This window comes from Streptomyces sp. NPDC056361 (genome assembly GCF_042262805.1).
In the GTDB taxonomy this organism is placed as follows: Bacteria; Actinomycetota; Actinomycetes; order Streptomycetales; family Streptomycetaceae; genus Streptomyces.
In genome coordinates this window covers 39,009-63,403 of the sequence record NZ_JBHJQI010000032.1, presented here as the reverse complement: position 1 = coordinate 63,403, position 24,395 = coordinate 39,009, and the positions used below count along the sequence as shown (strand labels likewise).

24 protein-coding genes are annotated in these 24,395 nt (G+C 73.3%); 10 read left to right on the top strand and 14 right to left on the bottom strand.

Annotated features, from left to right (window positions below; genetic code table 11):
* Positions 1–93: 93 nt before the first annotated feature.
* The 3 genes from ACFCY7_RS13415 to ACFCY7_RS13405 all read left to right on the top strand — a co-directional run bounded on the left by ACFCY7_RS13415 (position 94) and on the right by ACFCY7_RS13405 (position 2,796).
* Complete coding sequence (locus tag ACFCY7_RS13415) at positions 94–1,050, top strand: LysR family transcriptional regulator (RefSeq protein ID WP_376484127.1); 957 nt, start codon at positions 94–96, stop codon at positions 1,048–1,050.
* A gap of 37 nt (positions 1,051–1,087) precedes the next feature.
* Complete coding sequence (locus tag ACFCY7_RS13410) at positions 1,088–1,453, top strand: hypothetical protein (protein WP_376484125.1); 366 nt, start codon at positions 1,088–1,090, stop codon at positions 1,451–1,453.
* Positions 1,454–1,590: 137 nt separating this feature from the next.
* Positions 1,591–2,796: a serine hydrolase domain-containing protein gene (locus tag ACFCY7_RS13405; RefSeq protein ID WP_376484122.1), complete on the top strand. Its 1,206-nt coding sequence runs from the start codon at positions 1,591–1,593 to the stop codon at positions 2,794–2,796.
* Here the strand turns inward: ACFCY7_RS13405 and ACFCY7_RS13400 are convergent.
* From ACFCY7_RS13400 to ACFCY7_RS13355, 10 genes are all read right to left on the bottom strand, one after another.
* A complete protein-coding gene (locus ACFCY7_RS13400; protein ID WP_376484119.1) occupies positions 2,793–3,515 on the bottom strand; it encodes a GNAT family N-acetyltransferase in 723 nt (240 codons plus the stop codon). The genes ACFCY7_RS13405 and ACFCY7_RS13400 overlap by 4 nt on opposite strands.
* Before the next feature lie 11 nt (positions 3,516–3,526).
* Positions 3,527–3,949: a DUF4440 domain-containing protein gene (locus tag ACFCY7_RS13395; RefSeq protein WP_376484115.1), complete on the bottom strand. Its 423-nt coding sequence runs from the start codon at positions 3,947–3,949 to the stop codon at positions 3,527–3,529.
* Between the two features lie 77 nt (positions 3,950–4,026).
* A complete protein-coding gene (locus tag ACFCY7_RS13390; protein WP_376484113.1) occupies positions 4,027–6,378 on the bottom strand; it encodes an arylsulfatase in 2,352 nt (783 codons plus the stop codon).
* On the bottom strand, positions 6,375–7,304 hold the full coding sequence (locus tag ACFCY7_RS13385; RefSeq protein WP_376484110.1) for a formylglycine-generating enzyme family protein: 930 nt from the start codon (positions 7,302–7,304) through the stop codon (positions 6,375–6,377). Before ACFCY7_RS13385 ends, ACFCY7_RS13390 begins: the two co-directional genes overlap by 4 nt.
* Positions 7,301–9,136 carry an ABC transporter ATP-binding protein gene (locus ACFCY7_RS13380; RefSeq protein ID WP_376484107.1) on the bottom strand — a complete coding sequence of 612 codons (1,836 nt, stop codon included), beginning with the start codon at positions 9,134–9,136 and terminating at the stop codon, positions 7,301–7,303. The genes ACFCY7_RS13385 and ACFCY7_RS13380 overlap by 4 nt, the downstream gene beginning before the upstream one ends.
* Positions 9,133–9,990, bottom strand: coding sequence for an ABC transporter permease (locus ACFCY7_RS13375; protein WP_376484104.1), 858 nt, complete (start codon positions 9,988–9,990; stop codon positions 9,133–9,135). Before ACFCY7_RS13375 ends, ACFCY7_RS13380 begins: the two co-directional genes overlap by 4 nt.
* A 5-nt stretch (positions 9,991–9,995) precedes the next feature.
* A complete protein-coding gene (locus tag ACFCY7_RS13370; protein ID WP_376484101.1) occupies positions 9,996–10,940 on the bottom strand; it encodes an ABC transporter permease in 945 nt (314 codons plus the stop codon).
* A gap of 1 nt (position 10,941) precedes the next feature.
* Positions 10,942–12,534, bottom strand: a complete 1,593-nt coding sequence (locus ACFCY7_RS13365) for an ABC transporter substrate-binding protein (protein ID WP_376484099.1) — start codon at positions 12,532–12,534, stop codon at positions 10,942–10,944.
* 395 nt (positions 12,535–12,929) lie between these two features.
* Positions 12,930–13,001: a putative leader peptide gene (locus ACFCY7_RS13360; protein ID WP_329625827.1), complete on the bottom strand. Its 72-nt coding sequence runs from the start codon at positions 12,999–13,001 to the stop codon at positions 12,930–12,932.
* 76 nt (positions 13,002–13,077) lie between these two features.
* The gene (locus ACFCY7_RS13355; protein ID WP_376484096.1) at positions 13,078–14,307 is read right to left on the bottom strand and encodes an ROK family protein; all 1,230 of its coding nucleotides are present in this window, start codon (positions 14,305–14,307) and stop codon (positions 13,078–13,080) included.
* Between the two features lie 505 nt (positions 14,308–14,812).
* Here ACFCY7_RS13355 and ACFCY7_RS13350 point away from each other — a divergent pair.
* Positions 14,813–15,784 carry a TauD/TfdA dioxygenase family protein gene (locus ACFCY7_RS13350; protein WP_376484094.1) on the top strand — a complete coding sequence of 324 codons (972 nt, stop codon included), beginning with the start codon at positions 14,813–14,815 and terminating at the stop codon, positions 15,782–15,784.
* A complete protein-coding gene (locus ACFCY7_RS13345) occupies positions 15,781–17,193 on the top strand; it encodes a sulfatase-like hydrolase/transferase (RefSeq protein ID WP_376484092.1) in 1,413 nt (470 codons plus the stop codon). The genes ACFCY7_RS13350 and ACFCY7_RS13345 overlap by 4 nt, the downstream gene beginning before the upstream one ends.
* Before the next feature lie 81 nt (positions 17,194–17,274).
* Here the strand turns inward: ACFCY7_RS13345 and ACFCY7_RS13340 are convergent, their stop codons facing one another.
* A complete protein-coding gene (locus tag ACFCY7_RS13340; RefSeq protein ID WP_376484090.1) occupies positions 17,275–17,652 on the bottom strand; it encodes a cupin domain-containing protein in 378 nt (125 codons plus the stop codon).
* 371 nt (positions 17,653–18,023) lie between these two features.
* Between ACFCY7_RS13340 and ACFCY7_RS13335 the strand changes: the two genes are divergently transcribed.
* The 3 genes from ACFCY7_RS13335 to ACFCY7_RS13325 all read left to right on the top strand — a co-directional run bounded on the left by ACFCY7_RS13335 (position 18,024) and on the right by ACFCY7_RS13325 (position 20,469).
* Positions 18,024–18,386 carry an SPW repeat protein gene (locus ACFCY7_RS13335; RefSeq protein WP_376484088.1) on the top strand — a complete coding sequence of 121 codons (363 nt, stop codon included), beginning with the start codon at positions 18,024–18,026 and terminating at the stop codon, positions 18,384–18,386.
* A gap of 249 nt (positions 18,387–18,635) precedes the next feature.
* Positions 18,636–18,992: a DUF805 domain-containing protein gene (locus tag ACFCY7_RS13330; RefSeq protein WP_376484086.1), complete on the top strand. Its 357-nt coding sequence runs from the start codon at positions 18,636–18,638 to the stop codon at positions 18,990–18,992.
* A gap of 187 nt (positions 18,993–19,179) precedes the next feature.
* A complete protein-coding gene (locus tag ACFCY7_RS13325) occupies positions 19,180–20,469 on the top strand; it encodes an ATP-binding protein (protein ID WP_376484084.1) in 1,290 nt (429 codons plus the stop codon).
* Here ACFCY7_RS13325 and ACFCY7_RS13320 read toward each other — a convergent pair.
* On the bottom strand, positions 20,447–21,385 hold the full coding sequence (locus ACFCY7_RS13320; RefSeq protein ID WP_376484082.1) for a carbohydrate kinase: 939 nt from the start codon (positions 21,383–21,385) through the stop codon (positions 20,447–20,449). The two genes, ACFCY7_RS13325 and ACFCY7_RS13320, sit on opposite strands and share 23 nt — an antisense overlap.
* A gap of 285 nt (positions 21,386–21,670) precedes the next feature.
* Between ACFCY7_RS13320 and ACFCY7_RS13315 the strand changes: the two genes are divergently transcribed.
* Positions 21,671–22,222 (top strand): YdeI family protein, encoded by a 552-nt coding sequence (locus ACFCY7_RS13315; RefSeq protein ID WP_376484148.1) that lies wholly within the window; start codon positions 21,671–21,673, stop codon positions 22,220–22,222.
* 49 nt (positions 22,223–22,271) lie between these two features.
* Here ACFCY7_RS13315 and ACFCY7_RS13310 read toward each other — a convergent pair whose 3' ends face one another.
* Positions 22,272–22,787 (bottom strand): GNAT family N-acetyltransferase, encoded by a 516-nt coding sequence (locus ACFCY7_RS13310; protein ID WP_376484080.1) that lies wholly within the window; start codon positions 22,785–22,787, stop codon positions 22,272–22,274.
* A gap of 246 nt (positions 22,788–23,033) precedes the next feature.
* Between ACFCY7_RS13310 and ACFCY7_RS13305 the strand changes: the two genes are divergently transcribed.
* Positions 23,034–23,537 carry a hypothetical protein gene (locus ACFCY7_RS13305; protein ID WP_376484078.1) on the top strand — a complete coding sequence of 168 codons (504 nt, stop codon included), beginning with the start codon at positions 23,034–23,036 and terminating at the stop codon, positions 23,535–23,537.
* Between the two features lie 181 nt (positions 23,538–23,718).
* Here the strand turns inward: ACFCY7_RS13305 and ACFCY7_RS13300 are convergent.
* Positions 23,719–24,395: tetratricopeptide repeat protein (locus tag ACFCY7_RS13300; RefSeq protein ID WP_376484076.1), on the bottom strand; the 677-nt coding region annotated here is incomplete at its 5' end.

Here is a 24,395-nt window from a genome sequence, read left to right as displayed (position 1 = left end):
AAGCCAGCCGGGTGGATCGAGATCAAACAACCCCACGTCGGTCGCGCGACAACCCGTGGTTGTCGGTCAGGTCGCCCCCTAGGGTGTGTGACCGTGGATCTCGAAGCCGTGCGCACCTTTCTCGCCGTCGTGGACTCGGGCAGGTTCCGGCAGGCCGCCGACGAGCTGTCGATCACCCAGCAGGCCGTCTCCAAGCGGGTCGCCGCGCTGGAGAAGGACCTCGGGGTGCGCCTGCTGACGCGCACCGCGCGCGGGGCCGAGGTCACGATCGACGGGCAGGCCTTCCTGCCGCACGCGCGGGCCCTGCTCCGGGCCGAGGCGCGCGCGGTCGCGTCCGTGCGGCCGGGCCGGCGCGCGCTGCGCGTGGACGTGCTCGGGCGGCGGCTCGCGCCGGCGGCCCTGCTGCGCGACTTCCACCAGGCGCGCCCGGAGATCGAGCTCGACGTGGTGACGCTCTTCGACGCCGAGGCCGCGGTCGCCGCGCTCCGGGCCGGCACCATCGACGCGTCCTTCCGGGCGGTCAGCATGCCCGGCAGCCGGCTTCCCGAGGGGATCGAGGCCGTACCCGTCCTGGACGAGCCGCTCCAGCTCCTGACCGGACCCGCGCACGCGCTCGCGGGGGCCCGCGAGGTGACGCCCGCCCGGCTCGTCGGGCACCGGATCTGGGTGCCGGGGATCGTCAGCGGGACGGAGTGGGCCGCGTACTACGCCGACCTCGCCGCCGAGTTCGGCCTCGCCATCGAGGTGGCCGGCCCCGACTTCGGCACCGAGCCGCTCCTCGACACCGTGGCCGACTCCCCCGAACTCGCCACGTTCGTCGGCGCGCAGACCCGCCTCGTCTGGCCCGAGGGCCACGACCTGCGCCGGGTCGCCGTCCACGGCCCCACCCCCGTCTATCCCCACTCGCTGCTCTGGGCCGTCGACAACCCCCACCCCGCCCTGGTGGCCCTCCGCGAGCACCTCTCCGCGGCACGACGCCACCGGCCGCGGGGGGCCGACATCTGGACACCGTCCTGGGCGCGCCCACGGGAGCGGCGCTCCGCGCCATAGACTCGTACGGCCCAGCGGATTCGGGGGAAGGCCGGTCATGAGGTGGAACCTGGACACCCTCATCGGGGTGCTCGTCGGCCTCACCGGCGTCGGGCTCATCACGGCGGGGCTCCTGTGGAAGGGCCGGGCCGTGCGGCCCTTCGCGGCCGGGCGGGCGCGGTCGGTCGCCCGGCGCGAGTACGCCCGTGCCCTCCAGCGCGCGTCCGACCAGGTGATCGCCGCGGCCCGCAGGTCCGCCGGCGAGGGCGAGCCGGCGATCGTCACGGTGGCGGCCGTCCTGCGGGTCACCCGCGAGCAGTACGGGTACGACGGGGTCGACCGGCAGCACGCGGCGGCGGCGCTGCGCGGGCGGTTCGAGCACTGGCGGTGCGCCGCCGACTGCGTCACGGACGCGTACGGCTGACCAGGGCCGTCATCCGCCCGCCCCGTGCGGCGCCGAACGAGTGGACTCGTCGCGCCCCGTGGCGGACCGGAGCTCCCGGCGCGGAGCGGGATGGTGATGTGGCCGTCCGTTCCCTGCTCCGGAGAAGGCGCCCCGAGATGCGACGTACCCCCACCCGACGTCTGTTCGCCGCGACGCTGTTCGTGGCGTCCGTACTGGCTCCGTTGGCGGTGGCCCCGGCCCCGGCCGTCCACGCGGCGGTCGCCGACCGGCACGGGTCGGACGAGTGCCCGCCGGGCGGTCTCGGCCCGGAGATCGAGGCCAGGCTGGACAAGGCGATCGAGGAGGTCCGCAAGCAGGCGCAGATCCCCGGTGTGGTCGCCGGGGTGTGGATGCCGGGGAAGGGCAGCTACGTCCGGGCGACCGGGGTCGCGAACACGGCCACCGGCGAACCGATGCGCAAGGACTCGCTCGTCCGGATCGGCAGCGAGACCAAGACCTTCACCGTCACCGCGCTGCTCCAGCTCGTGGACGACGGCCGGATCGGCCTCGACGACCCGATCGCCAAGTACGTCAAGGGCGTCCGCAACGGCAGGAACATCACCCTGCGCCACCTCGCCGAGATGCGCAGCGGACTGTTCCCGTACACCTCCGACCCGGACTTCATCCACGACCTGCTGAGCGACCCGCAGCGCTCCTTCACGCCGGAGGAGTCGCTCGCGTACGGCATGAAGCACAAGAACACCTTCAAGCCGGGCGCGAAGTTCGAGTACTCCAACTCCAACCTCGTCCTGCTCGGCCTCGTGATCGAGAAGGTCACCGGCCACCGCCTCGAAGACGTCATCCACCACCGGGTGCTGCGTCCGTCGCACCTCCGCCGCACCCTCTTCCCGTCCGGGCCCGAGTTCCCCCAGCCGCACCCGCGCGGCTACACCGACCAGACCCTGAACGGCACCATCGCGGACGCCACGGACTGGAACCCCAGTTGGGCGTGGGCCGCCGGCGCGATGATCTCGGACCTCGACGACCTCCACCGCTGGGCCAAGATCCTCGCCACCGGCGAGCTCCTCAGCCCCGAGACCCAGGCACAGCGCCTCAAGACCCTCCCGACCGGCTTCCCCGGCACCACCTACGGCCTCGGCATCCTCGACACCGACGGCTGGATCGGGCACAACGGCTCCATCCCCGGCTACGAGACCGTCACCGTCTACCTGCCGTCGCAGAAGGCCACCCTGGTCCTCATGCTCAACACCGACGCACGCCACGTCGACGACCAGGAGCCGTCGACCCTGCTCGCCCGGGCGGTCACCCAGATCATCACGCCGGACAACGTCTACGCCGGCAGCGTCACCCCCAGCCGCTAGTCGGGACGCCCCGGGCCGAACTCGACCGAGAGCTGCGCGCCCAGCTCCTCGAAGCCCAGCGCGGCGGCCACCCGCCGCGACGCCTCGGGGCGGGCGCGCCACTGGGGCAGGAGTCCGCCGGCGAGGGCGTGGGCGACGGCCGCCGACGCCGTGCTGCGGGCGAGTCCGCGCCCCCGTGCGGCCGGTGCGGTCAGGACGCTGAGGTGGGCCGTCCGGTGGGGCCAGGTCCGGTACCCGGCGGCGGCCACGACCTCGCCGCGTGCGCGGACGACGAAGGCGGGCGAGGTGATGTCCTCCAGGGAGGCCTCCCCCGTGTCGTCGTGACCGGCCGAGCCCTCCAGGTCGCGCAGGGCCGGGTGGTCTCCGGGCAGCCGTTCCACCGTCGGTGGGGCGGCTGCCGGGCGGAAGCGGTCCGGGGACAGGTACGCCAGTGCGGCGGGACCGAGCACCCCCGTCGCGGGCAGTGCGTCACGGATCGCGTCGATGTCCGCCGGCCGCCCCCTCAGGGCGTCGCGCACCGAGGTGGCGGTGCCCTCGCCGGGCACGGTCACGAGCGCGGCGCCGTCCAGGACGACCACTCCGGTCCAGCCGGCCGGGCACAGCCCCGACCGCGGGGACACGACCACGCGTGTGCCGCCGGCCGGCGGGAACGACATCGGTGTCCCGGCCAGGGCTTCCCACAGGGCGCGGGCTCGCGCCCGGGTCTCGTCGCTCGGCATGCCCAGGGCCTCTAGGCCATCGACTCGGGTACGGGCGTGGCCTGGTGGTAGTACATCCGCAGGGGCTGGTCGTCCGACGCGCCGGGTTCGCGGCGCCAGAGGGAGGTGCGGCGGGCGCGGCGGCCGTCGTGGAGGGTCTCGAAGGTGAGGTGGACGAGGCCGGGGGCGAGCAGGACGCCGGTGACGGGGCCCGGTTCGTAGGGGGTGCCGGTCCCGGTGCTGCCGGACATCTCGGGGAGGGCGGCGAGCACCTCGGCGTGGGTCCAGCGGCGGCCGGAGGCGCCGACCTCGACGAACTCGGGGTCGAGGAGCTCGGCGGAGAGGCTGCGGGAGGCGCGTACGGCGGGGTCCAGGAGGCGGAGTTCACCCGCGATGGCCTCGGCGACGTCGGGGTGTCGGGAGTCGGACGCGGGGGTGCTGCGCTGGTCGGTCATGGGGGCATTCTGCCTGCGGGGCGAGCCGGTCGGCCCGGGTTTTTCCCTGGTCGGACGGCTCGCCCCGCCGTGTGCGGCTACTCGAAGGCCGCCGCGGCCTCCTTCAGTGCGGCGGCGACCGCCTCGGGCGCGTCGGGGCCGGGGGCGCCGGGGCGGTAGGTGACGGAGCGGAGGCGGCCGGTGAAGCGGAAGGAGCGGTGGCGTTCGAACAGGGGCCAGGAGACGGGGGACTTGCGGTCGATGCCGACGCTGATGCCCTGGAAGGGGGCCATGCCGATGAGCTGGTGGACGCTGTCCGGGGCGGCCCGGTGCGCGCCGTCGACGGTGACGGTGAACCGCCAGCGGAGCCCTTCCTCGGCCGTGGCGGTGAGGAGGATCGCGTGGGGGCCGGCGGCGAGGGGGCCCGCGTCGGTCTCGTGGAGGGTGCCGTACTCGTTGTACGCGAAGGCGAGCCGGCCGTCCTCGACGTAGAGGCTGTAGCCGCCGCCCTGGTCGCCGTGGGAGACGAGGACGCCGTCGCCGGTCTCGTCGACGGCCACGGCGATCTCGAAGGAGCGCAGGGAGACGAGGCGGGAGGAGCGGTAGCGCTCCAGTTCCGGGGTGCCGGGGAGGAGGGTGAGGGGGCGGGCGAGGCGCTGCTCGGCGGGGTTGCGGCGGGCGAGGGCGCCGCTGTGGTCGGGGAGCGGGAAGACGCCGTTGCGCCAGGCGGCTTCCTCCCAGGCGGCCGACAGCTCCTTGACGAGTTCCGGTTGTTCGGCCGCGAGGTCGTGGATCTCGGTGGGGTCGGTGCGGATGTCGTAGAGGGCCCATTCGGCGTCGTCGTAGGGCGTGCCGGGCCGGTGGAGGGTGACGAGTTTGCGGCCGTCGCGGTAGTGGCTGCGGTTGCCGGTCATCTCGCAGTACTGCTCGGGGTGGGTGGAGGCGTGGGCGGGGTCGGCGAGGACGGGCGTGAAGTCGGTGCCGTCGAGCTCCTGGAGGGGAACGCCGCCCCCGCGGGTCTCGGGCCGGGTGAGGCCGGCGAGTTCGAGGAGGGTGGGGGTGATGTCGGTGACGTACTGGTACTGGGGCCGCAGGCCGGTGGCGAGCCTGCCGTCGCGGACGCCTCGGGGCCAGGAGAGGACGAAGGGCACGCGGACGCCGCCGGCGTAGGTGTGGCCCTTGTAGAGGCGGAAGGGGGTGTTGGAGGCCATGCCCCAGCCGCGCGGGTAGTGGACGAGGCTGCGGGGGCCGCCGATGAGGTCGGGGTCGCGGTCGACGTCGGGGTCCCAGTCGCCGGGGAGGCGGGGGTGGTGGACGAAGCGGCTGAAGTAGGAGCGGGTGCCTTCGGCGCCGCCTTCGCCGGTGCCGCCGTTGTCGGAGGTGAAGACGACGATGGTGTTGTCGAGTTCACCGAGGGCGGCGAGGGTGTCGGTGAGCCGGCCGAGGTTCTGGTCGATGTTGTCGACGAGGGCGGCGTAGACCTCCATGTAGCGGGCGTAGAGCCGCTGTTGCTCTTCGGTGAGGGAGTCCCAGGCGGGGACGTCGAGTCCGGCCTCGCTGTTGCGCGCGGGCAGTTCGGTGCCGGGCGGGAAGAGTCCGTCGGCGAGCTGGGCGGCGAAGCGCCGCTCGCGCAGGGCGTCCCAGCCGTCGTCGTAGCGGCCCCGGTGGCGGGCGATGTCCTCGGCCTTGGCCTGGAGGGGGCCGTGGACGGCGTTGTGGGCGAGGTAGAGGAAGAAGGGCTTGTCGGGGTCGTGGGCGCGCAGCGACTTCACCATGGAGATCGCCTGGTCGGTGATGTCGTCGGTGTAGTAGTAGTCGTCGGCGAACTCGTCGATGTCGAGGGGGCTGTTGTCCCGGACGAGCTGGTGCGGGTGGAAGAGGCTGGTGAGCCCTTCCAGGACGCCGTAGTACTGGTCGAAGCCCTTCTGGAGCGGCCAGTTGCCGCGGTGGTCGGCCGCGTTGGAGGCGGAGTCGCGGACGAGGTGCCACTTGCCGACGGCGTAGGTGGCGTAGCCGGCGTCGTGGAGGAGTTCGGCGAGGGTGGGGATGTCGTCGGCGACCTCCATGCCGTAACCGGGGAAGCCTGGGTCGGAGTTGGCGACCATGGCGTAGCCGACGCGGTGCGGGTTGAGGCCGGTGAGCAGGGCGGCGCGGGCCGGCGAGCAGAGCGGCATGGTGTGGTAGTTGGTGAGCCGTACGCCCGCGTCGGCCAGCCCGTCGAGGACCGGGGTGGGGATCTCGGAGCCGAAGGGGCCGATGTCGCTGAACCCCATGTCGTCGACGAGGACGACGACGATGTTGGGGGCCTTGGCGGGCGGGGTGGTACGGGCGGGCCAGGCGGGCTCGGACGCGGCGAAGGTGCGGCCGACGCGGCCGGCGAAGCCCTCGTAGGGGTCGCGGCGGGTGGGCGTGGACCGGGTGGCGGGGTTGCCGGGGGTGCCGGTGGTCATGCGGGGGCGGGTCCTTCCGGGAGGAGCGTGCGGGCGGTGCGGAAGCCGCCGTGGCCGGTCGAGGAGTCGGGGGTGTTGTGGGAGCGGGCGGCGACCCGGTAGCGGTTGCAGTAGGAGGCGTGGCAGAGGTACGAGCCGCCGCGGATGACGCGCTCCGCCGGGCCGAAGGCGTCCGCGCACCACTCCCAGACGTTGCCGGAGGTGTTGTGGAGCCCGTGGCCGTTGGGCTCGTACGCGGTGACGGGGACGGTGCCGGTGCGGCCGCCGGGCCGCTCGGAGCGGTACGGGAAGTCGCCGGTCCAGGTGTTGCACATCTCCCGCCCGCCCGGGGTGAGTTCGTCGCCCCACGGGTAGCGGGCGCCGTCGAGGCCGCCGCGGGCCGCGTACTCCCACTCGGCCTCGGTGGGGAGCCGGACGCCGGCCCAGGCGCAGTAGGCGAGGGCGTCGTCGTGGGAGACGTGGACGACGGGGTGGTCGGCGCGGCCTTCGAGGTCGGAGCCGGGGCCTTCGGGCGCGTGCCAGGCGGCGCCGGTGACGCCGAGCCACCACGGGGCCTGCGGGACCCGGCCGAGGACGTGCCGTTCGGCGGCGGGGTGGAGCAGGAGGTGGAAGACGAAGGAGGAGCCGAAGCGTTCCGCGTCGGTGCGGTGTCCGGTGGCCGCCACGAAGTCGGCGAAGCGGGCGTTGGTGACGGCGGTGGCGTCGATCGCGAACGGGGCGACGGTCACCTCCCGTACGGGTCCCTCGTGGTCGGCGGGGTAGCCCTCGTCGAAGGCGTCGCCCATCCGGAAGGTGCCGCCCGGCAGCTCCACCATGGGGTGGAGCGGCGGGGCGGTCCGTACGGTCGGCAGCGGCAGGAGCTCACGGGGCGCCGCGTGGCCGGCGGAGCCCGCGCAGGCGCGGCCCGGGGTGCAGCAGGCGCTCACGCGGACACCGCCTCGGGTGCGGCGACCACCGGCACGGGTTCGGGCGCGGCGGCGAGCAGGGCGCGGGTGTACGGGTCGCGGGGGTGCTCGCACAGCTCGTCGGCGTCGCCGGTCTCCACGACGCGGCCCTCGTGCATGACGGCGATGCGGTGGCTGACCTGGCGGACGACGGCCAGGTCGTGGGCGATGAAGACGAGGGCGAGGCCCAGGTCGCGCTGGAGGTCGGTGAGCAGGCCGACGATCTGGGCCTGGACGGAGACGTCGAGCGCGGAGACGGGTTCGTCGCAGATGAGGACGTCCGGTGCGGGGGCGAGGGCACGGGCGATGCCGACGCGCTGGCGCTGGCCGCCGGAGAAGGAGCGCGGGTGCCGGTCGGCGACGGCCGGGTCGAGGCCGACGAGCCGCAGCAGTTCCGCGACCCGTCCGGCGCGCTCCCCGGGGGTGCCGATCCCGAAGGCGCGCAGCGGTTCGGCGACGATCTCCCCCACGGTCATCCGGGGGTTGAGGGAGGCGTACGGGTCCTGGAAGACCATCTGGACGCGGCGGCGTACGGCGTGCAGTTCGGCGCGGCCGGGGCGGGTGACGTCCTCGCCGTCGAGGAGGATCCGGCCGCCGTCGGACGGGTGGGCGTGGGCGAGGACCCGGGCGAGGGTCGACTTGCCGGAGCCGGACTCGCCGACGATGCCGAGGGTCTCCCCCGCCGCGAGGGTGAGGGAGACGCCGTCGAGGGCGGTGAAGGAGCGGCGGCCGCGGCCCCGGTAGGTCTTGCGGAGCCCTTCGGCGCTCAGGACGACGGCGCCGGGCGCGGGCCGGTCGATGCGTGCGGGCGCCGGGGGCGGGGGCAGCGGTGCGCCGTGCTCGGCGGCGGGCAGGCAGGCGGCGCGGACGGTGTCGGTGACGGCGGTGAGCGGCGGGGCGGTGGTGTGGCAGCGGTCCTCGGCCAGGGGGCACCGGGCGGCGAAGGCGCAGCCGGCGAGCGGCAGGCCGAGGTCGGGCGGTGTGCCGGGGATGCCGGTGAGGCGGGTGCCCGAGGGGGCGGACAGCCGGGGCACGGCGGCGAGGAGGCCGGCGGTGTACGGGTGCCGGGGGCGGGTGAGGACGTCGGCGGTCGGGCCGTCCTCGACGACGGTTCCGCCGTACATGACGAGGACGCGGTCGCAGGCGCGGGCGACGACGCCCATGTTGTGGGTGATGAGGACGAGCGCGGTGCCGGTGGTGCGGGTGAGGTCGCCGAGGAGGGTGAGGATCTGGTCCTGGACCGTGGCGTCGAGGGCGGTGGTGGGTTCGTCGGCGAGGAGGATGTCGGGTTCGCCCGCGAGGGCCATGGCGATGAGGACGCGCTGGCGCTGGCCGCCGGAGAACTGGTGGGGGTGGTCGTCGAGGCGGCGCTCGGGGTCGGGGATGCCGACGAGGCGCAGCAGTTCGACGGCGCGGGTGCGGCGGGCCTTCCGGTCGCGCCCGCCGTGCGCCCGCAGCACCTCGTCGAGGTGGCGGCCGACGGTGAGGACGGGGTTGAGCGCGGTCATCGGGTCCTGGAAGACCATGCCGACGCGGGCGCCGCGGACGGCCCGCAGCCGCTCCTCCCCCGCCGTGGTCAGCTCCTCGCCGTCGAGGCGGACGGAGCCGCCGGTGATCCGGCCGGTGCCGGGGAGCATCCGGAGCAGGGCGAGGGCGGTGGTGGACTTCCCCGAGCCGGACTCGCCGACGACGGCGAGGGTCTCGCCCCGGCGCAGGGTGAAGGACACGTCTCGGACGGCGTGCAGGGCGGCGCCGCCGGGAGTGGTGAACTCCACGTACAGGCCCTGGACTTCGAGGAGGGGCGGGGTGGTCATCGGCGTATCTCCCGGTTCAGCGCCTCGGCGGTCAGGGAGAGGCCGAGGACGAGCGCGGTCACGGTCACGAGCGGCCCGGCGGCGAAGTGCGGGGCCTGCGCCAGGTAGGGCATCGACTGGCTGAGGACGGCGCCGAGGGTGGGTTCGGGCGGCCGGACGCCGACGCCGAGGAAGCTCATGGCGCCTTCCAGGAAGACGGCGACGGTGAGGGAGACGGCGATCTGGACGACGAGCGGGTCGGCGGCGTTGGGCAGGACGTGGCGGGTGAGGATCCGGCCGCCGGACGTGCCGCCGACGCGGGCTGCCGTCACGTACTCCCGGCCGCTCTGGACGAGGATGCCGGTGCGGAGGAGCCGCCCGAAGGCGGGGATCTCGGCGAGCGCGATGACCAGGATCACGGGCAGCCGGCCGGGGCCGAGGACCGCGGTGACGGCGAGCGCGAGGATCAGTCCCGGGAAGGCCAGGATCAGGTCGAAGGTGCGCTGGACGACGGTGTCGGCGACCGGATGGGTCGCGGCGGCCAGGGCGAGGAGGCAGCCGAGGGCCGCGCCGAGCGGCACGGCGGCGGCGATGATGCCGAGGTCGGCGCGGATGCCGTACAGCAGCCGGGACAGGAGGTCGCGGCCGAGGTCGTCGGTGCCGAGCGGGTGCCCGGGTGTGCCGGGACCGGCGAGCGCCAGGGCGCTCTGGTCGGTGGGTCCGTGGGCGGCGAGGAGCGGAGCGAGGAGTCCGGCGAGGACGACGAGCCCGACGAGGGCGAGGCCGGTCCGGCCGCGCGCCGTGGTGAGGGCGGCCCGGTAGGGGTGGCGGGGCCTGCGGGCGGGGGTCGGCTTGGTGGCGGCGAGGGTGGTCATGGCGGTCACTCCCACCTGATTCGGGGGTCGAGCCAGGCGTGGACGAGGTCGGTGAGCAGCTGGACGAGGACGAAGACGGTGACGAGGAGCAGCAGGAGGTCCTGCACGACGGGGTAGTCGCGGCGGACCAGGGCCTGTTCGGCGAGCTGGCCGAGGCCCGGCCAGGCGAAGATCGCCTCGACGAGGACGGCGCCGCCGAGGAGGTGGCCGGTCTGCATGCCCAGGAGGGTGACGACGGGCGGCAGGGCGTTCGGCAGGGCGTGCCGCCAGAGGAGGCGGCGGGGTGCGATGCCGGCGGCGGTGGCGGTGCGGATGTGGTCCTCGGCGAGGGTCCGCTCGATGCCGTCCTTGAGGTAGCGGCCGAGCACGGCGGCGCTGGGCAGGGCGAGGCAGAGGGCGGGCAGCAGCAGGTACTGGACGCCGAGGTCGGGTGCGGTGAGGAGGGGGACGCGTCCGCCCGGGGGCAGGACGCCGAGGACGACGGCGAAGACCAGGACGAGGAGGACGCCGGTGACGAAGGGCGGTACGGCGAGTGCTCCGGTGGTGAGGACCCGTACGGTGCCGCTGACCCAGCGGTTGCGGGAGGTCGCGCCGAGGATGCCGAAGGCGGCTCCGATGACGACGACGAACAGCAGCGCCCCGAGGGTGAGTTCGACCGTCGCGCCGAGTCCGTCGGCGATCAGGTCGGCGGTCTGCCCGCCGATCGCGTAGGACGGCCCGAGGTCTCCGGTGAGCAGGTCGCCGATCCATCGCACGTACTGGGCAGGCAGGGGCGCGTCGAGTCCGAGTCGGGCGCGGATGGCGGCCTCGGTGGCGGGGCTCGCGTCGGGTCCGGCGAGGACGGCGGCGGGGTCGCCCGGGACGAGCCGCAGGAGGGCGAAGGCGACGAAGGAGGCGACGAGGAGGACGAGGAGGGCGGAGGGGAGTCTCCGCAGCAGGTAGCCGCGCACGTCAGTTCACCAGGTGGGCGTCGTCGAGGACGAGGTAGGAGAACTTGTTGAGGGTGACTCCGCGCAGCTTCTCCGAGGAGACCTGGACGGAGCCGCGGATGACGAGGTCGATGATGAACGCCTCGTCGAGCAGGGTGTCGGTGATCCGCTGCCGCAGGGCGTTGGCGCGGGCACCGGTGGCGGGGCCGGTCCATGCCTCCCGGACGACCTTCGTGTAGGCCGCGGAGCGGAACTTGGAGGTGTTCTTGGCCTCGTTGAAGGGGTAGGCGCTCACGGCGAGCGTGGCGGGCTGGACCTGGGCGAAGCCGTGGCCCATGGTCCACAGGCCGGGCATGGTCTGGGCGATCAGGTGCTTCTGCGCGGTCGCGGGGTCGGTCGGCTGGAGGGTGACCTGCACGCCGATCTGCTTGAGGTCGTACTGGACGGCCTCGGCGACCGCCGTCTCGCCGGGCAGGTTCACGTGGAGCAGCGGCAGGTCGAGCCTGGTGTGCCCGGCGGACTTGAGGAGCTCGCGGGCCTTGCCGGGGTCGTACGTGTAGTGGGTGCGGCCGGCTTCGCTGAAGGCGGGCGACGACTTGGGCCAGGGGGTGGCGGAGGCGAGTCCGTAGCCGCCGAGGACCTGCTTGAGGATCCGCTCGCGGTCGACGGCCCAGGCGAGGGCCTGCCGGACGGTCTTGTCGTTCAGCGGGGCGACGGTGGTGTTGACGCCGAGGTAGTAGGCGCCGCCGCCGGTCGCGTACTCGCTGACGGCGAGCCCGGGGGTGGCCTTGACGACCCCGAGGTTCTTGCCAGGGACGCCGAAGGAGAGCTGGGACTGGCCGGTGCGGAGGGAGGACAGGAGCGCGTCCGCCTGGGGCACCACGCGGAACTCGACGGCGTCGAGGTAGGGGCGGCCGGGCTGCCAGTACGTGTCGTTGCGCGTGAAACTGAGCCCGGCGCCGGGGCTCCACTTGGTGAGCTTGAAGGGTCCGGTGCCGTTCAGCTTCTTGCCGCTGACCGCGTCCTCGATGCTGTGGCGGTCCGTGATGATCATGAATTCGAAGAGGTCGAACAGGTTGTTCACCGGGTGGGCGAGCTTGAGGACGAGCTCGTGGTCGCCGCGCTTCTCGAATCCGGTCACGGCCGCCGCCGTTGCCCTCAACTGGGCGGCGCGGAGCGGGTTCTGAAGGTTCTTCACGGCGAAGATCACGTCGTCGGCGGTGAACGGCCGGCCGTCGTGATAGGTGACGTCGGTGCGCAGCTTCAGGGTGATCGCCTTGCCGTCCGCGGCGGGCTGCCAGGAGGTGGCGAGCTCCGGCTGCGGCTCCAGGCGGTCGTCGTAGCGGGTGAGGGTGTTGTAGACCAGCCGCTGCTGGAGGGACTGGGCGCTCTGCGCGAAGAGCAGGCTGGGCGTGAAGTCCGCGTTGACGGCGACCGTGAGGGTGCCGCCGCGCTTGGGCTCCGCCCCCGTCTTGCCGGCGGGCACCTCGGTCTCGGAGACCGCCGAGCGGCAGCCCGCGAGGCCGAGCCCGAGCAGCAGGGTGCCGCCGCCCGCGGCGCGCAGGGTGGTGCGCCGGGAGAGTGTGGTGGGCGTGGAGGAGTACAGCTCGGTCATCGATGCCTGCCTGTGAAGGGGTGGAGGCCGCAGGGTGAGCGGATTCGTTCCGCTGCGGAAGGAAGAGGGGGAAGGGTGCGGTGCGGGATGCGCGACGCCGCGACCGCGCGGCCCGGGAGTACGCGGGTACGGAGGTACACGGCACTGAGGTACGGAGGTACGCGGGCACTGACGTACGCGGGCACGGACGTACGTGCAGAGGTACGGCCGCTCGGCTACCGCGTGGCGCGGCCGGGGGAGCGCGAACCAGCCGGCGACGGCGGGCGGGACGCGCCGACCTCAGGTACCACGGGGCGGGGACGGCGGAACGCCCTCGCTCGGCGGGGCCGGGGTGGCGTCAGCGGGGCCGGTGCGACGACCGGCGCCGGAGCCGGGCGCCGGGAGGGACGCCGGGATCAGACGCGGACGGCACAGACCGCGCTGGCCTGTCGACAGAGGTCGACGTGCCTGCGGGAGATGAGGCGCATGTCCGGATTCACGGGAGCAATATGACAGCGGGTTCGTGGGGCGGTCAACCGGGGTTGACCGCATTCTGAGACGACGTCAGTGGTCGACCACTCCGCCCGCCAGCTCGGCGACCGTCTCGAAAGGCCTTCTGAACAGGGGATTCAGCAGAACGGTGCCTGCCGCGACGGGCAGTGTGGCCGGTCCGGCATGTGGACTGACGATCCGTTCGGGGTCGTCGCAGACGTGCGAGAGGTCGATCGCGGCGCCCCGGATCTCCTCCAGGTACTCCGGTTCGAGCACGCTGGACTGCTCGGTCACGACGACCAGATCGGGGTTGAGGACGTCCAGGAGGAGGGCGACGGCGCGGCCGACCGACCGGGCCCGTTCCCTCAGCAGCCGGTCGGCGCGCCGGTCCCCTGCCGCCGCCGCGTCCACGACCAGGGAGGTGTCGGGCTCGGGCACGATGCCGCGGCGCACGGCGGTGAGCCCGACGGCGGTGTTCGACGCGGTCGCCTCCAGGCAGCCGGAACGCCCGCACGCGCAGGGGACGGTGGAGTCCGGGACGGGCAGATGGGCCACGTCGCCGGCCGCCGCCCCCGGCCCCTGGTGCACGACCCCGGCGAGCCCGACGGCCGCGTCGACGACGTTGCCGACGAAGAGGTGCACGAGGCTGCGGCGGGCGGCGGGCCGTCCGAAGAGGATCTCCGACTGGGCGATGGAGCGGGCGTGGTTGTCGACGCGCACGGTGTGTCCGCCGAGGCCGCGGGCGAGTTCGGCGGCGAGCGGCCGGCGGCGCCAGCCGAAGGCGTCGTGGCGCACCACCACCCCCTCGGCGGGGTCGACCCAGCCGCCGACCGCGGCACCCACCCCGAACAGCGGCCGTCCCCGGGTGTGCTCGTCCAGGAATCCGCGCAGTCCGCGGGCGACGGCCTCGGGCAGGACGTCCGGTGCGATGCCGTCGTGGGGGTAGGTCCGGCGCGCCAGGACCTGTCCGCGCAGGTCGACGAGGGCGAACGTCGAGGCGGGCACGCCGAGGTGGACACCGCCCGCGACGGGACCGCCGGTGGCGCCGATGTGCAGGTCGACGGGGATCTGGGGCCGGCCCACTCCCCCGCCGCCCGCGAGTTCCGGCAGTTCGCGCAGGAGGCCGAGCCGGGCGAGGTCGGTGGCCTGCCGGGAGACGGCGGCGGGGCTGAGGCCGGAGAGCCGTGCGACGGCGCTGCGGGCGACCGGTCCGTGGTCGAGGACGGTCCGCAGCACGCTGGCGGCATTGGCCTCGCGCCGGCCGTCGCCCGCCCTCCGGGGGCCGTGCGGGGTGGTCGTCATGGGGGCCTCTCTGGTCGCTTGCGTGGGGGAACTCTGGTCACTGTTGCGGCGGTGTGAATTCCCGTGGCCGCCGGCGGCACGGCCGCCGTCCGCGCCTCCGGGCCGGCCACCGCCACCCGCCGATGGGTCGTCACCGCTGGTCAGGGGCGGTTCGGCAAGGTACGGGAACGTGGCGCGGGGTCACCGGGCAGGCGCCGATTCAACCATCGGCGGCGGGGGTTCGGGGAGCGGACGGTCGCTTGACGTGCGGCGGCGGCCGCTGCGAGGCTCCGGGACATGTTCGCGACCTCCTCCTGTCCCGCCCTCCACGGCGCCTGATCCTCGCGACCTCCCGCGCGGCCGGCTCGCCGCCCGCGCTCCCGCATTCCTCGCCCCGAGGGCACCCCTCCCGCATGCGACGCGCCTCGCCCGTACGCCTCGTACGGGTCGCGCGGCTTCGCTTCCCCTCATTACTTCCGCTCCGGAATTAATTCCGGACGGGCTTGAACTCCCGAAAGGAACCACCATGTCCACCGCCACCACCACGATCACCGTCCAGAAGGTCGGCGGCCGCCTCGGCGCCGTCATCTCCGGCGTCCGCCTCGGCGGCGACCTCCCCGCGGAGACCGTCGCCGAGATCCGCGCCGCCCTCCTGGCGCACAAGGTCGTCTTCTTCCGCGGCCAGGACCACCTGGACGAGGAGGCCCACGAGGCCTTCGGCCGGCTCCTCGGCACGCCCGTCGCCCACCCCACCGTCCCCTCGGCCGACGGCCGTTACTCCTTCCCGATCGACTCGGACTACGGCGGCCGGGCCAACCAGTGGCACACCGACGTCACCTTCGTCCCCGCCTACCCCGCGTTCTCGATCCTGCGCGCGGTGGTCATCCCGCCCTACGGCGGCAACACCCTGTGGGCCAACACGGCGACGGCGTACGAGAAGCTCCCCGAGCCGCTGCGCGCCCTCGCCGACGGCCTGCGCGCCGTGCACTCCAACGACTACGACTACGCGGCCCTGCGCCCCGGCGTCCTGCCCGAGCAGCTCGAGCGCTTCCGCGAGATCTTCGCCTCGACGAAGTACCTCACCGAGCACCCGGTGGTGCGGGTCCACCCCGAGACCGGCGAACGCACCCTGCTGCTCGGCAACTTCGTGCAGCGGATCAGCGGCCTGACCGGCGCCGACTCGCGCGCGCTGCTCGGCCTCTTCCAGGCGCACGTCGAGCGTCCGGAGAACACCGTCCGCTGGCAGTGGCAGGTCGGCGACGTGGCGATCTGGGACAACCGCGCCACCCAGCACTACGGCGTGGACGACTCCGACGACCACGACCGCAAGCTGCGCCGGGTGACCATCGACGGCGACGTGCCGGTCGGCGTGGACGGCCGCGCCTCGGTGCTGCTCGCGCCCGAGACCGTCCCGGAGCCGGGCTTCGGGATCGCCTCCGGCGCCTCGACGGCCCCGGCCGACCCGTCGTCCGTGTCGACGGAGTCCTCCCCCGCATGACGAGCACCCCGCCCCGGGTGATCGTGGTCCTCACCGACCAGCAGCGGTGGGACACCACGGGCGCCCACGGCAACCCGGCGGGGGTGACGCCCGAGTTCGACCGGCTGGCCCGCGAGGGCACGCTCGTCGAGCAGGCGATCACCCCCAACCCGGTCTGCGCGCCCGCCCGTTCGGCGCTGCAGACCGGGCGCTGGCCGACGTCCACGGGGGTCTTCCGCAACGGGCTCCCGCTGCCCGCGGACGTACCCACGCTCGCGTCGGTCCTCGGGGAGGCGGGGTACGTGACCGGCTACATCGGCAAGTGGCACCTGGCCGGCGAGGACGGGCCCGACGGGCCGGTGCCGCCGGAGCGGCGGGGCGGGTACGCCCACTGGCTGGCCTCGGACCGGCTGGAGTTCACCTCGGACGCCCACCGCACGGTGGTGTACGACGGGGAGGGCGAGCCGGTCCGGCTGCCGGGCTACCGCTCGGACGCACTGGTCGACGCGGCGATCCGGTTCGTCGCCGACCACCACGACCGGCCGTTCCTGCTCTTCCTCTCCCTGCTCGAACCCCACCACCAGAACGCCACGGACGACTACCCGGCCCCGGTCGGCTACCGGGAGCGGTACGAGGGCAGATGGCTGCCGCCCGACCTCGCCGCGCTGAGCCCGGGCGCGCCGCAGGGGGGCGCGCACCGTCATCTCGGCGGCTACCTCGGGCAGATCAAGCGGGTCGACGAGGGCGTCGGCCGACTCCGCGACGCGCTGCGCAGTCTGGGAATCGAGGACGACACGGTGCTCGCCTGGACCGCCGACCACGGCTCCCACTTCCGTACCCGCAACGCCGAGTACAAGCGCTCGGCGCACGACGCCTCGGTTCGGGTTCCGTGGGCGCTGACGGGGCCGGGGTTCCGGGGTGGCGGCCTCGTCCGCGGGCCGGTGTCCACGGTCGACCTGATGCCGACCCTGGTCGACGCCGTGGGGCTCGACGTGCCGGAGGGCGTGCAGGGCCGTTCCCTGCTGCCGCTGCTCGGCGGCGCCTCGGATCCGGGCCGGTCGTCCTCGGTCCTCGTGCAGATCAGCGAGGACCAGGTCGGCCGGGCGGTGCGGACCGAGCGGTGGAAGTACGTGGTGTCGGCGCCGCCCGGGGTGGATCCCTGGCGCGAGGCGGCGGCCGAGGGCTACAGGGAGACGGAGCTGTACGACCTGGCGGCCGACCCGTACGAGCTGGAGAACCTGGCGGGGCTCACCTCGCATCGCGGGGTGGCCGACGGGCTGCGCGACGCGCTGGCCGCGTGGCTCCTCCGGGTCGAGGGGGCGCGTCCGCCGATCGAGGCCGCTCCGCCCCGGACCCTCGACCAGCGGAGCCCGGAGTCCTTCGCGGCGGACCGGGTGCCGTGGGAGGGGGTGAGGTTCGGGCACCGGTGACCGGGGCGCGGACGGTCCGGGGTGCTCGCCGTGCGTCGGAGGCGTGCGCCGGGGCCGCGGCGTCGGACGGAGGGGGTCAGGTCAGGCGGGGGGCGGCATCGGCATCGCGTAGTCGGTGAAGCCCACCCAGTCCAGGGCCACACAGGGTTCGTCGCCGAGGACCCAGGCGTCGTGTCCGGGGGTGACCCGCATGAAGTCGCCGGCGCCGAACTCCACCGATTCCCCGTCGTCCATGACGACCTTCATGCGGCCGCTGACGACGTATCCGACGTGCGACGCCTGACAGCTGTCGGTGCCGGCGAGCGGCTTGACGTGCTCGGACCACCGCCAGCCCGGCTCGAAGACGGCCCGGCCGACCGCACCGTCCTCACTGGTGACCAGATCGAGCCTGCCCTTGCCGTCCTCGAAGGGGCGGGTCTCGTCCGCTTCGTCGAAGCTCTTCCGTACGATGCCGGCCATCGCGCACTCCCGGCGGGGCGAAGAAGGGTCCCCGAGTCCTCTTCCAGGCTACGCCGGGACGGTCCCGGCCACCCTGCGCAGCCGTACGGGGAGGATGGTTCGCTTTTACATCGAATTCCGGACGGAGGAACCCCGCCCTTGGCGGTTCCCGGCATATCCGCGCCCCGAATTCTGTACACATCACTTATCGGTCAGACCTACACATAAAGACCAGATAAGCGCACAATGAAACAGCGGCACGCATTGCCGCAACTGCGGTCGGACGTGCATGACGCCACAAGGAGGCGAGTCGTATGGCCGACGTCTCTCACCGTCCTGGTGATATCGCGGGACACCCCGACGCCTCGGAAATGCGGGACAGGTATGCCCGCATGCTCCAGACCCGCGGTGTCGCGGCGGTCGAGGAACTCGTGATCCTCGCCGGCATCTACGCCGCGATCTCCGGGTGGACGGTCCACTTCGCCGCCGCCCAGCCGGAACTCGCCATCAGCAACCTGGTCGTCGGCATCGCCCTCGCGATCCTCGGCCTGTGCATGTCGATGGCCCCCGAGCGGTCTCAGGACCTGAACTTCGTCGTCCTGCTCATGGGCGCGTGGCTCATCGTCGCCCCGTGGGTGGTCTCGCGGAACCCCGACACCGGCATGATCCTCAGCAACGTGATCACCGGTGCGTGCGTCTGTCTGTTCTCGCTGACAGCCGGCGGACTGCTCATGAGCAAGCGCAGGATGACGTGAGGGGCTGATCCCCACTCACGCATCCCCTCCCCCATCCATTCGTCGATCCTCTCCCTGAACGGCGGCACCTCCATCCCCCGGAGGTGCCGCCTTTCACTGTCCGGGTCCGGGAACGGTCCGGGAACGGCCAATACCGCGTAACGAATCGATGCGTGCGGTTTCGGTCACCGCCTGCCGCGAAAAACTGCTCCTCAGACACAGAAACAGGCACAGGCTCCCGCTCGCTTACCGAGTCCTTGGGGGGACAAAGTGAACTGGTACCTCGACGTCCTCAAGAAGTACGCGGTGTTCACCGGCCGTGCGCGTCGCCAGGAATTCTGGATGTTCGCGCTCTTCAACGTGATCGCGGCGCTCGTCCTCTTCGCCGTCGACATGGCGCTCGGCACCTATCCGCTGCTGTACGGGATCTACGCCCTGGCCGTCCTGCTCCCCGGCCTCGGAGTGACCGTCCGCCGCCTGCACGACACCGGCCGGTCCGGCTGGTGGATCCTCATCGACCTCATCCCGTTCGTCGGCGCCGTCATCCTGATCGTCTTCCTCGCCACCGAGGGCGACCAGCACCAGAACGCCCACGGCCCGAACCCGAAGGCGGCACCCGCCCACTGACGGGCCGCTCCCCCGCACGGGACGGAAACCCCCGGAAGCTCCCTTCCGGGGGTTTCCCCCGCGCATAGAGCCGGTACGGAGCGTTTGACCCGCCACCTTGTGCACGGTGGCGCACGACCCGCCCCCACCGCCCCGCCTAGCCTCGCCGAACGGGACGCGACGGCACCAACGAGGGGCGGAACCACCGGTGAACTGGCACATCCACGACTACCGCGAGAGCGATCTCGCCGCGGTCGTCCATCTGATCGACACCACCGCCGAGCTCGGGCAGGAGTCCGTGTTCTCGCTCGCCGAGTGCATCGGCGCCCTCACCGACCGCGAGCCGGCCGTGGTCGCCGTCCACCAGGGCGTGCCCATCGGGGCCGCGCTCGCCTGCGTCTCCGGCGAGCGGGCCTGGGTGATGCGCGTAGCGATCTCGTCGGCGTGGCGCGGCCGCGGCCTCGCGAGCGCCCTGCTCGTGGAGCTGGAGCGGCGCCTCGTGGCGGCCCGCGTCGGGCGGATCGCGTACGTCCTGCCGGAGGAGGAGCTCCTCGGCGAGGGACTCCTGAACGCCGGATACACCCGGCAGCCGGCCGTCGCGTACTTCGAGAAGGTGGAGCCGCTGCACGGCCCGGCCGCCGGACTCCTCGACGACCTGGGCGGCCGGCTGCTGCCGGGCGACCTGTGGGCGAAGGTGGCCGGGATGGAGCGCGAGAAGGACCTGATCGAGCGGCGGGTGGTGCTTCCGCTCGCCGAACCGGAACGGGCCACCCGGCACGGGGTGCGGCCGCCGCGCGCGGTCTGCCTCTTCGGCCCGCCCGGCACCGGCAAGACGACGTTCGCCCGCGGGATCGCCTCCCGACTCGGCTGGCCGTTCGTGGAGATCCTCCCCTCCCGGCTCGCCGACGAGGGGAACCTCGCCGCCGCCCTCCGCTCCGCGTTCGCGCGGATCGCGGAACTGGAACGGGTCCTCGTCTTCATCGACGAGGTCGAGGAGATCGCCCCGGTCCGCTCGGAGCCCGCCCAGCCCGGCGGCATGCACGGCGTGACGAACGAACTCCTCAAGCTGATACCGGGCTTCCGCGAGGGGGACGAGCGGCTGCTCGTCTGCGCCACCAACTCGATCCGCTCCCTCGACCCGGCGTTCCTGCGCCCCGGCCGGTTCGACTACCTGATCCCGATCGGCACGCCCGACAAGGCGGCGCGCGCGGCGATCTGGGCCCGCTACACCGACGGGCGCATCGACGTCGACATCGACGAACTCGTCCTTGCGAGCGACCAGTTCACCCCCGCCGACATCGAGCACGCGGCCCGGATCGCCGCCCAGGCCTCCTTCGAGCGGGACCTGCTCGCCATCGGCGGGCGCGGCGGCGACGGCCCGGCCCCCGGGGCGAGCACCGCGGACTACCTGGCGGCCATCGGACAGTGCCGGCCGACCGTCACCCCGGACATGATCGAGCAGTTCGCCTCCGACATCACCACCCACGCACGGGTGTGACGACGAAGGCCAACTCCTCCCGAGCCGCCTTCAGTTCCTCCCGGTCCGGCGGCTGCGCCCCGGCCCGGGACACGGTGACGGCCGCGGCCGCGGCCGCCGTCCCCAACAGCCCGGCCAGGTACTCGGCACCGAGCCCGGCCAGGTCCGCCGCGGCACGGAAGGCGAGGACGTCGAGGACGGCGGACATGAACGAGTCCCCCGCACCGACGGTGTCCACGACGGAGACCGCGGGCGCGTTCGCGGCGACCGTCGCCCGCCGGGTGACGGCGAGCGAGCCGTCGGCGCCGCTGGTGATCAGCACGACGGCGGGACCGAGCCCGAGCCAGCGGGCGGCGACCGCGCGCGGGTCCTCGCCCGGATACAGCCAGGCGAGGTCCTCGTCGCTGGCCTTCACCAGGTCGCTGAGGGCGACGCAGCGTTCGACGCGCGCGACGGCCTCGGCGTGGTCGCCCATCAGCGCGGGGCGCACGTTCGGGTCGTAGCTGACCGTGGTCCGCCCCTTGAGCCCTTCCACCAGGTCGAGCACCGCCGCCGCGCCGGGCTCGGTGACGGCCCCGATCGACCCGATGTGGACGTGGACGGGCTCCGGGGCGGGACGGGCGCCGTCCGCCTCCAGCGTCCAGGCGATGTCGAAGGCGTACGTGGCCCGGCCGTGGGCGTCGAGGTCCACGACCGCCGACGGGGTGCGGGCGGGCACGCCGCCGATCTCCACCCGTACGCCCGCGCCCTCCAGGTGGTCGGTGATCAGCCGCCCGGCGGCGTCGTCGGCGAGCTGGGTCAGCAGCGTGACCTCCCGGCCCAGCCGGGCGAGACCGTACGCGACGTTGGCGGGGCTGCCCCCCGGGTGGACCCGGTCCTCGGAGCCGGGGACCCGGACGATGTCGGCGACGCACTCGCCGATCACCAGGATGGACATGCGGTCAGAGCTCCTCGTCGTAGACGTCCCGATGGCCGGCCCGGCCGCCGCCTGGATGCGGGCGCCCTGCCGGACGACCCGCAGATGGTACGCCCGTTCGGGCCGGTACGCCGCCCCGCCGCCCCCGCCCCGAGCGCGGCGGCGGGGACCGGGTTCCGTCCTCCGTCCGGCCGTTGCCCCTATCGTGGTCGCCCCGGGGCGCCGCCGGGGCCTCCGGCGGCGCCGGACGTACGGGGAAGGGGACTTCCGGTGGAACCGGTGGACACGGTCGAGGGGCTCGGAGTCATGGCGTTCGGCGACGGGAAGGAACTGGAGGCCTGGCTGGAGGCGCACCACGGGGACACACCCGGCATCTGGCTGCTCCTCGCGAAGAAGGGCTCGGAGCTCCCCTCGCCGACCGCGGACGAGATCCTCGACGGCACGCTCGTCTACGGCTGGATCACCGGCAAGCGCATCACGCGCGACGAGCGGACCTACCTCCAGAAGATCACCCCGCGCCGTCCCCGCAGCCTCTGGTCCCAGGTCAACGTCCGCCAGGTGGAGGCGCTCACCGCCGCCGGCCGCATGCGCGAACCGGGCCTCGCCGAGGTGCGGGCGGCCCAGCGCGACGGTCGCTGGGAAGCCGCCTACCCGTCCCAGAAGGACGCCACCGTCCCCGACGACCTCGCCGCCGCCCTCGCCGCCGCCCCGCGTGCTGCGGCCGCCTTCGACGCCCTCGGCAAGACCGACCGCTACCTCGTCATCCTCGGCCTCTGGCAGGCCCGCACCGCCAAGACCAGGGCAGCGCGCCTGGAGCGGGCAGTGGCAGCCCTCTCGGCGGGCAAGGGGCAGCCCTGAGACGGGGAAAGCCCCGCGCCCCCCGGAGGCTCCTCGACCGGTCCGGTTGTCAGGCGTCGGGGCCCTGGGCCCCGCGCCGCCGGTAGAGGACCTGATGGGCGTCCCACTCCTCGAACGACTCGGCGTGCTCCAGACCCACGGCCTCCAGAAGCCGGCGGGACCTGAGATTCGCCTCCTGGGTGACCGCGACGACGCTCGGCGCGGTCTCCAGGGCCCGCGCCACGGCCGCGCCGACCGCCTCGCGCGCGTAACCCCGCCCCCAGTGCTCGGGCAGGAACTGGTACGAAACCTCCGTCTCGCCTCCCCACCCGCCGTCCTCCACCGTGACGAGCCCGAGCAGCACCCCGTCCTCGGCCCGGACCACCGCGTGAAAACCCGCCGCACCGACGATCCGGCGCTGCCGAATCCGGACGACGGACTCGATCACGGGACCTCCGAGGTGACGCCGCACCTCAGGATCGGTCCACAGCCGCGTCACGGCCCGCACGTCACCGCTCCGGACACGTCGCAGCACCAGCCGCTCGGTGACGAGCGGCTGCGGTGCGGGGTGCGGAACGGCGGTCACGCCTCCGATCATCTCAGGTGCGGTGCGGCGGCGTGCGGTGCGACGGCGTGCCGTGCGGCGGCGTGCCGTGCGGACCCGGCTGCGGTCAGCGGCGCTCCGGGCCTGCGCGGCGTACGGGGCAGAGTGCGTTCGAGGACGAAGATCAGCAAGGCCGTGCACCGCGTGTTCACCCTCCCCTGAAACCGCTGGACCGCTGGACCGCTGGACTGCTGGACTGCTGACCAGGGCACCTGTCAGGCTCCACCCGTGCAGATTCTCGATGTCCTGACCAGCATGGCGAAGACAGGCCGACTGGGCCCGGTGTTCAGTGGAGCGAACTGGAACGACGTCACCGCGGCACTCGGCCAGCCGCGGGACATGGAAACAACGAGCCTGAACGAAGCGTGGCCAAGGCTGTTCGCCTACGGAGACCTCGAGCTGAGCGTCTGCCGCTGCCGCAAGGTCTCCCTCATCTGCGTCCAGACCTGGCGTGACGTCGTCGAACTCCCCCCCTCGGTTGCCGGAGGGACGGACACCTTCCCCGCGCTGCTCAGCCACGCGGACGTCGTTTCCGCCTTGGACGAGGCCGGCTGCCCTTGGGAGCCCTATGCTCCGCTGACCTTCGGCAACCAGAGCACGCTCGCAGCGATCCCGTCAGGAGCGCACTTCACCTTCGAGATCCCCGATGGCGAGGAACCCGTGCTGAACGTCATGGGTCTGCCCGGCGACGGACACGACTGCTCCGCACGGCCGCCTGGTCAAGATCACTGACGCGAAGCGCCTTCCAGACTTCCGTGCACGTCCCGGCCTGCGCGCGCCAGGGGCGCGCCTGGCGGACGGGCACGGACGGGCACGGAGCGCCCCACCCCCTTCGGGCGGCATTCGGCCACGACTGGGGCGGGTATGCGTCCGGCGGTCTCAGGCGGTGACGTGCGCGGGACTGATGTGGTTCTCATCCGTCGACATTCGTCGTGCCGTCGGTTGAACACGCATCTCCTGGTGCGCTCGACAGGCAGGTCATGGCATGCCGCGCGCGGTCAGCCACCACCTCTCCCGCTGCAGAGAGCTCCGTCAGATAGCTCGTGATCTCTGCGATGTCCCCCAGCCCCAGTTCCACAGTGAGCAACGCCTCGACCACCTCTGCTACACGGTCCTCCGGATCCAGGAGCAAGGCACGAAAGAGGTCCAAGAGCTTTGAACTATCGCCATCTGGCGGGCTTATCGAGGCCCCGAGGACGTGACTCCACTCTTCCGTACATGACGCAAGCCGTCCCTCCACAGTGTCGAGCATGAGCTTCTCGAACTTGCAGGAGAGGTCTTCGGGCTGCACTTCCACCCCCCGTTCCAGGTCACCTCGCGCCTTGTCAAAGTGACCTGCTTGCCGGTGCACTCTTCCACGGATGCTGAGGGTCCAGGCATCGGTGGGGTTGATCTCGAGTGCGGCAGTGAGGTCGGCGACGGCTTCGTCGTATCGGCCGGCCTGCTGGTGTACTTCTCCGCGGGTGCCGAGGGCCCAGGCGAAGGTGGGGTCGAGCTCGAGTGCGGCAGTGAGGTCGGCGACGGCTTCGTCGTATCGGCCGGCCTGCTGGTGTACTTCTCCGCGGTGGGCCAGGGCCCAGGCGAAGGTGG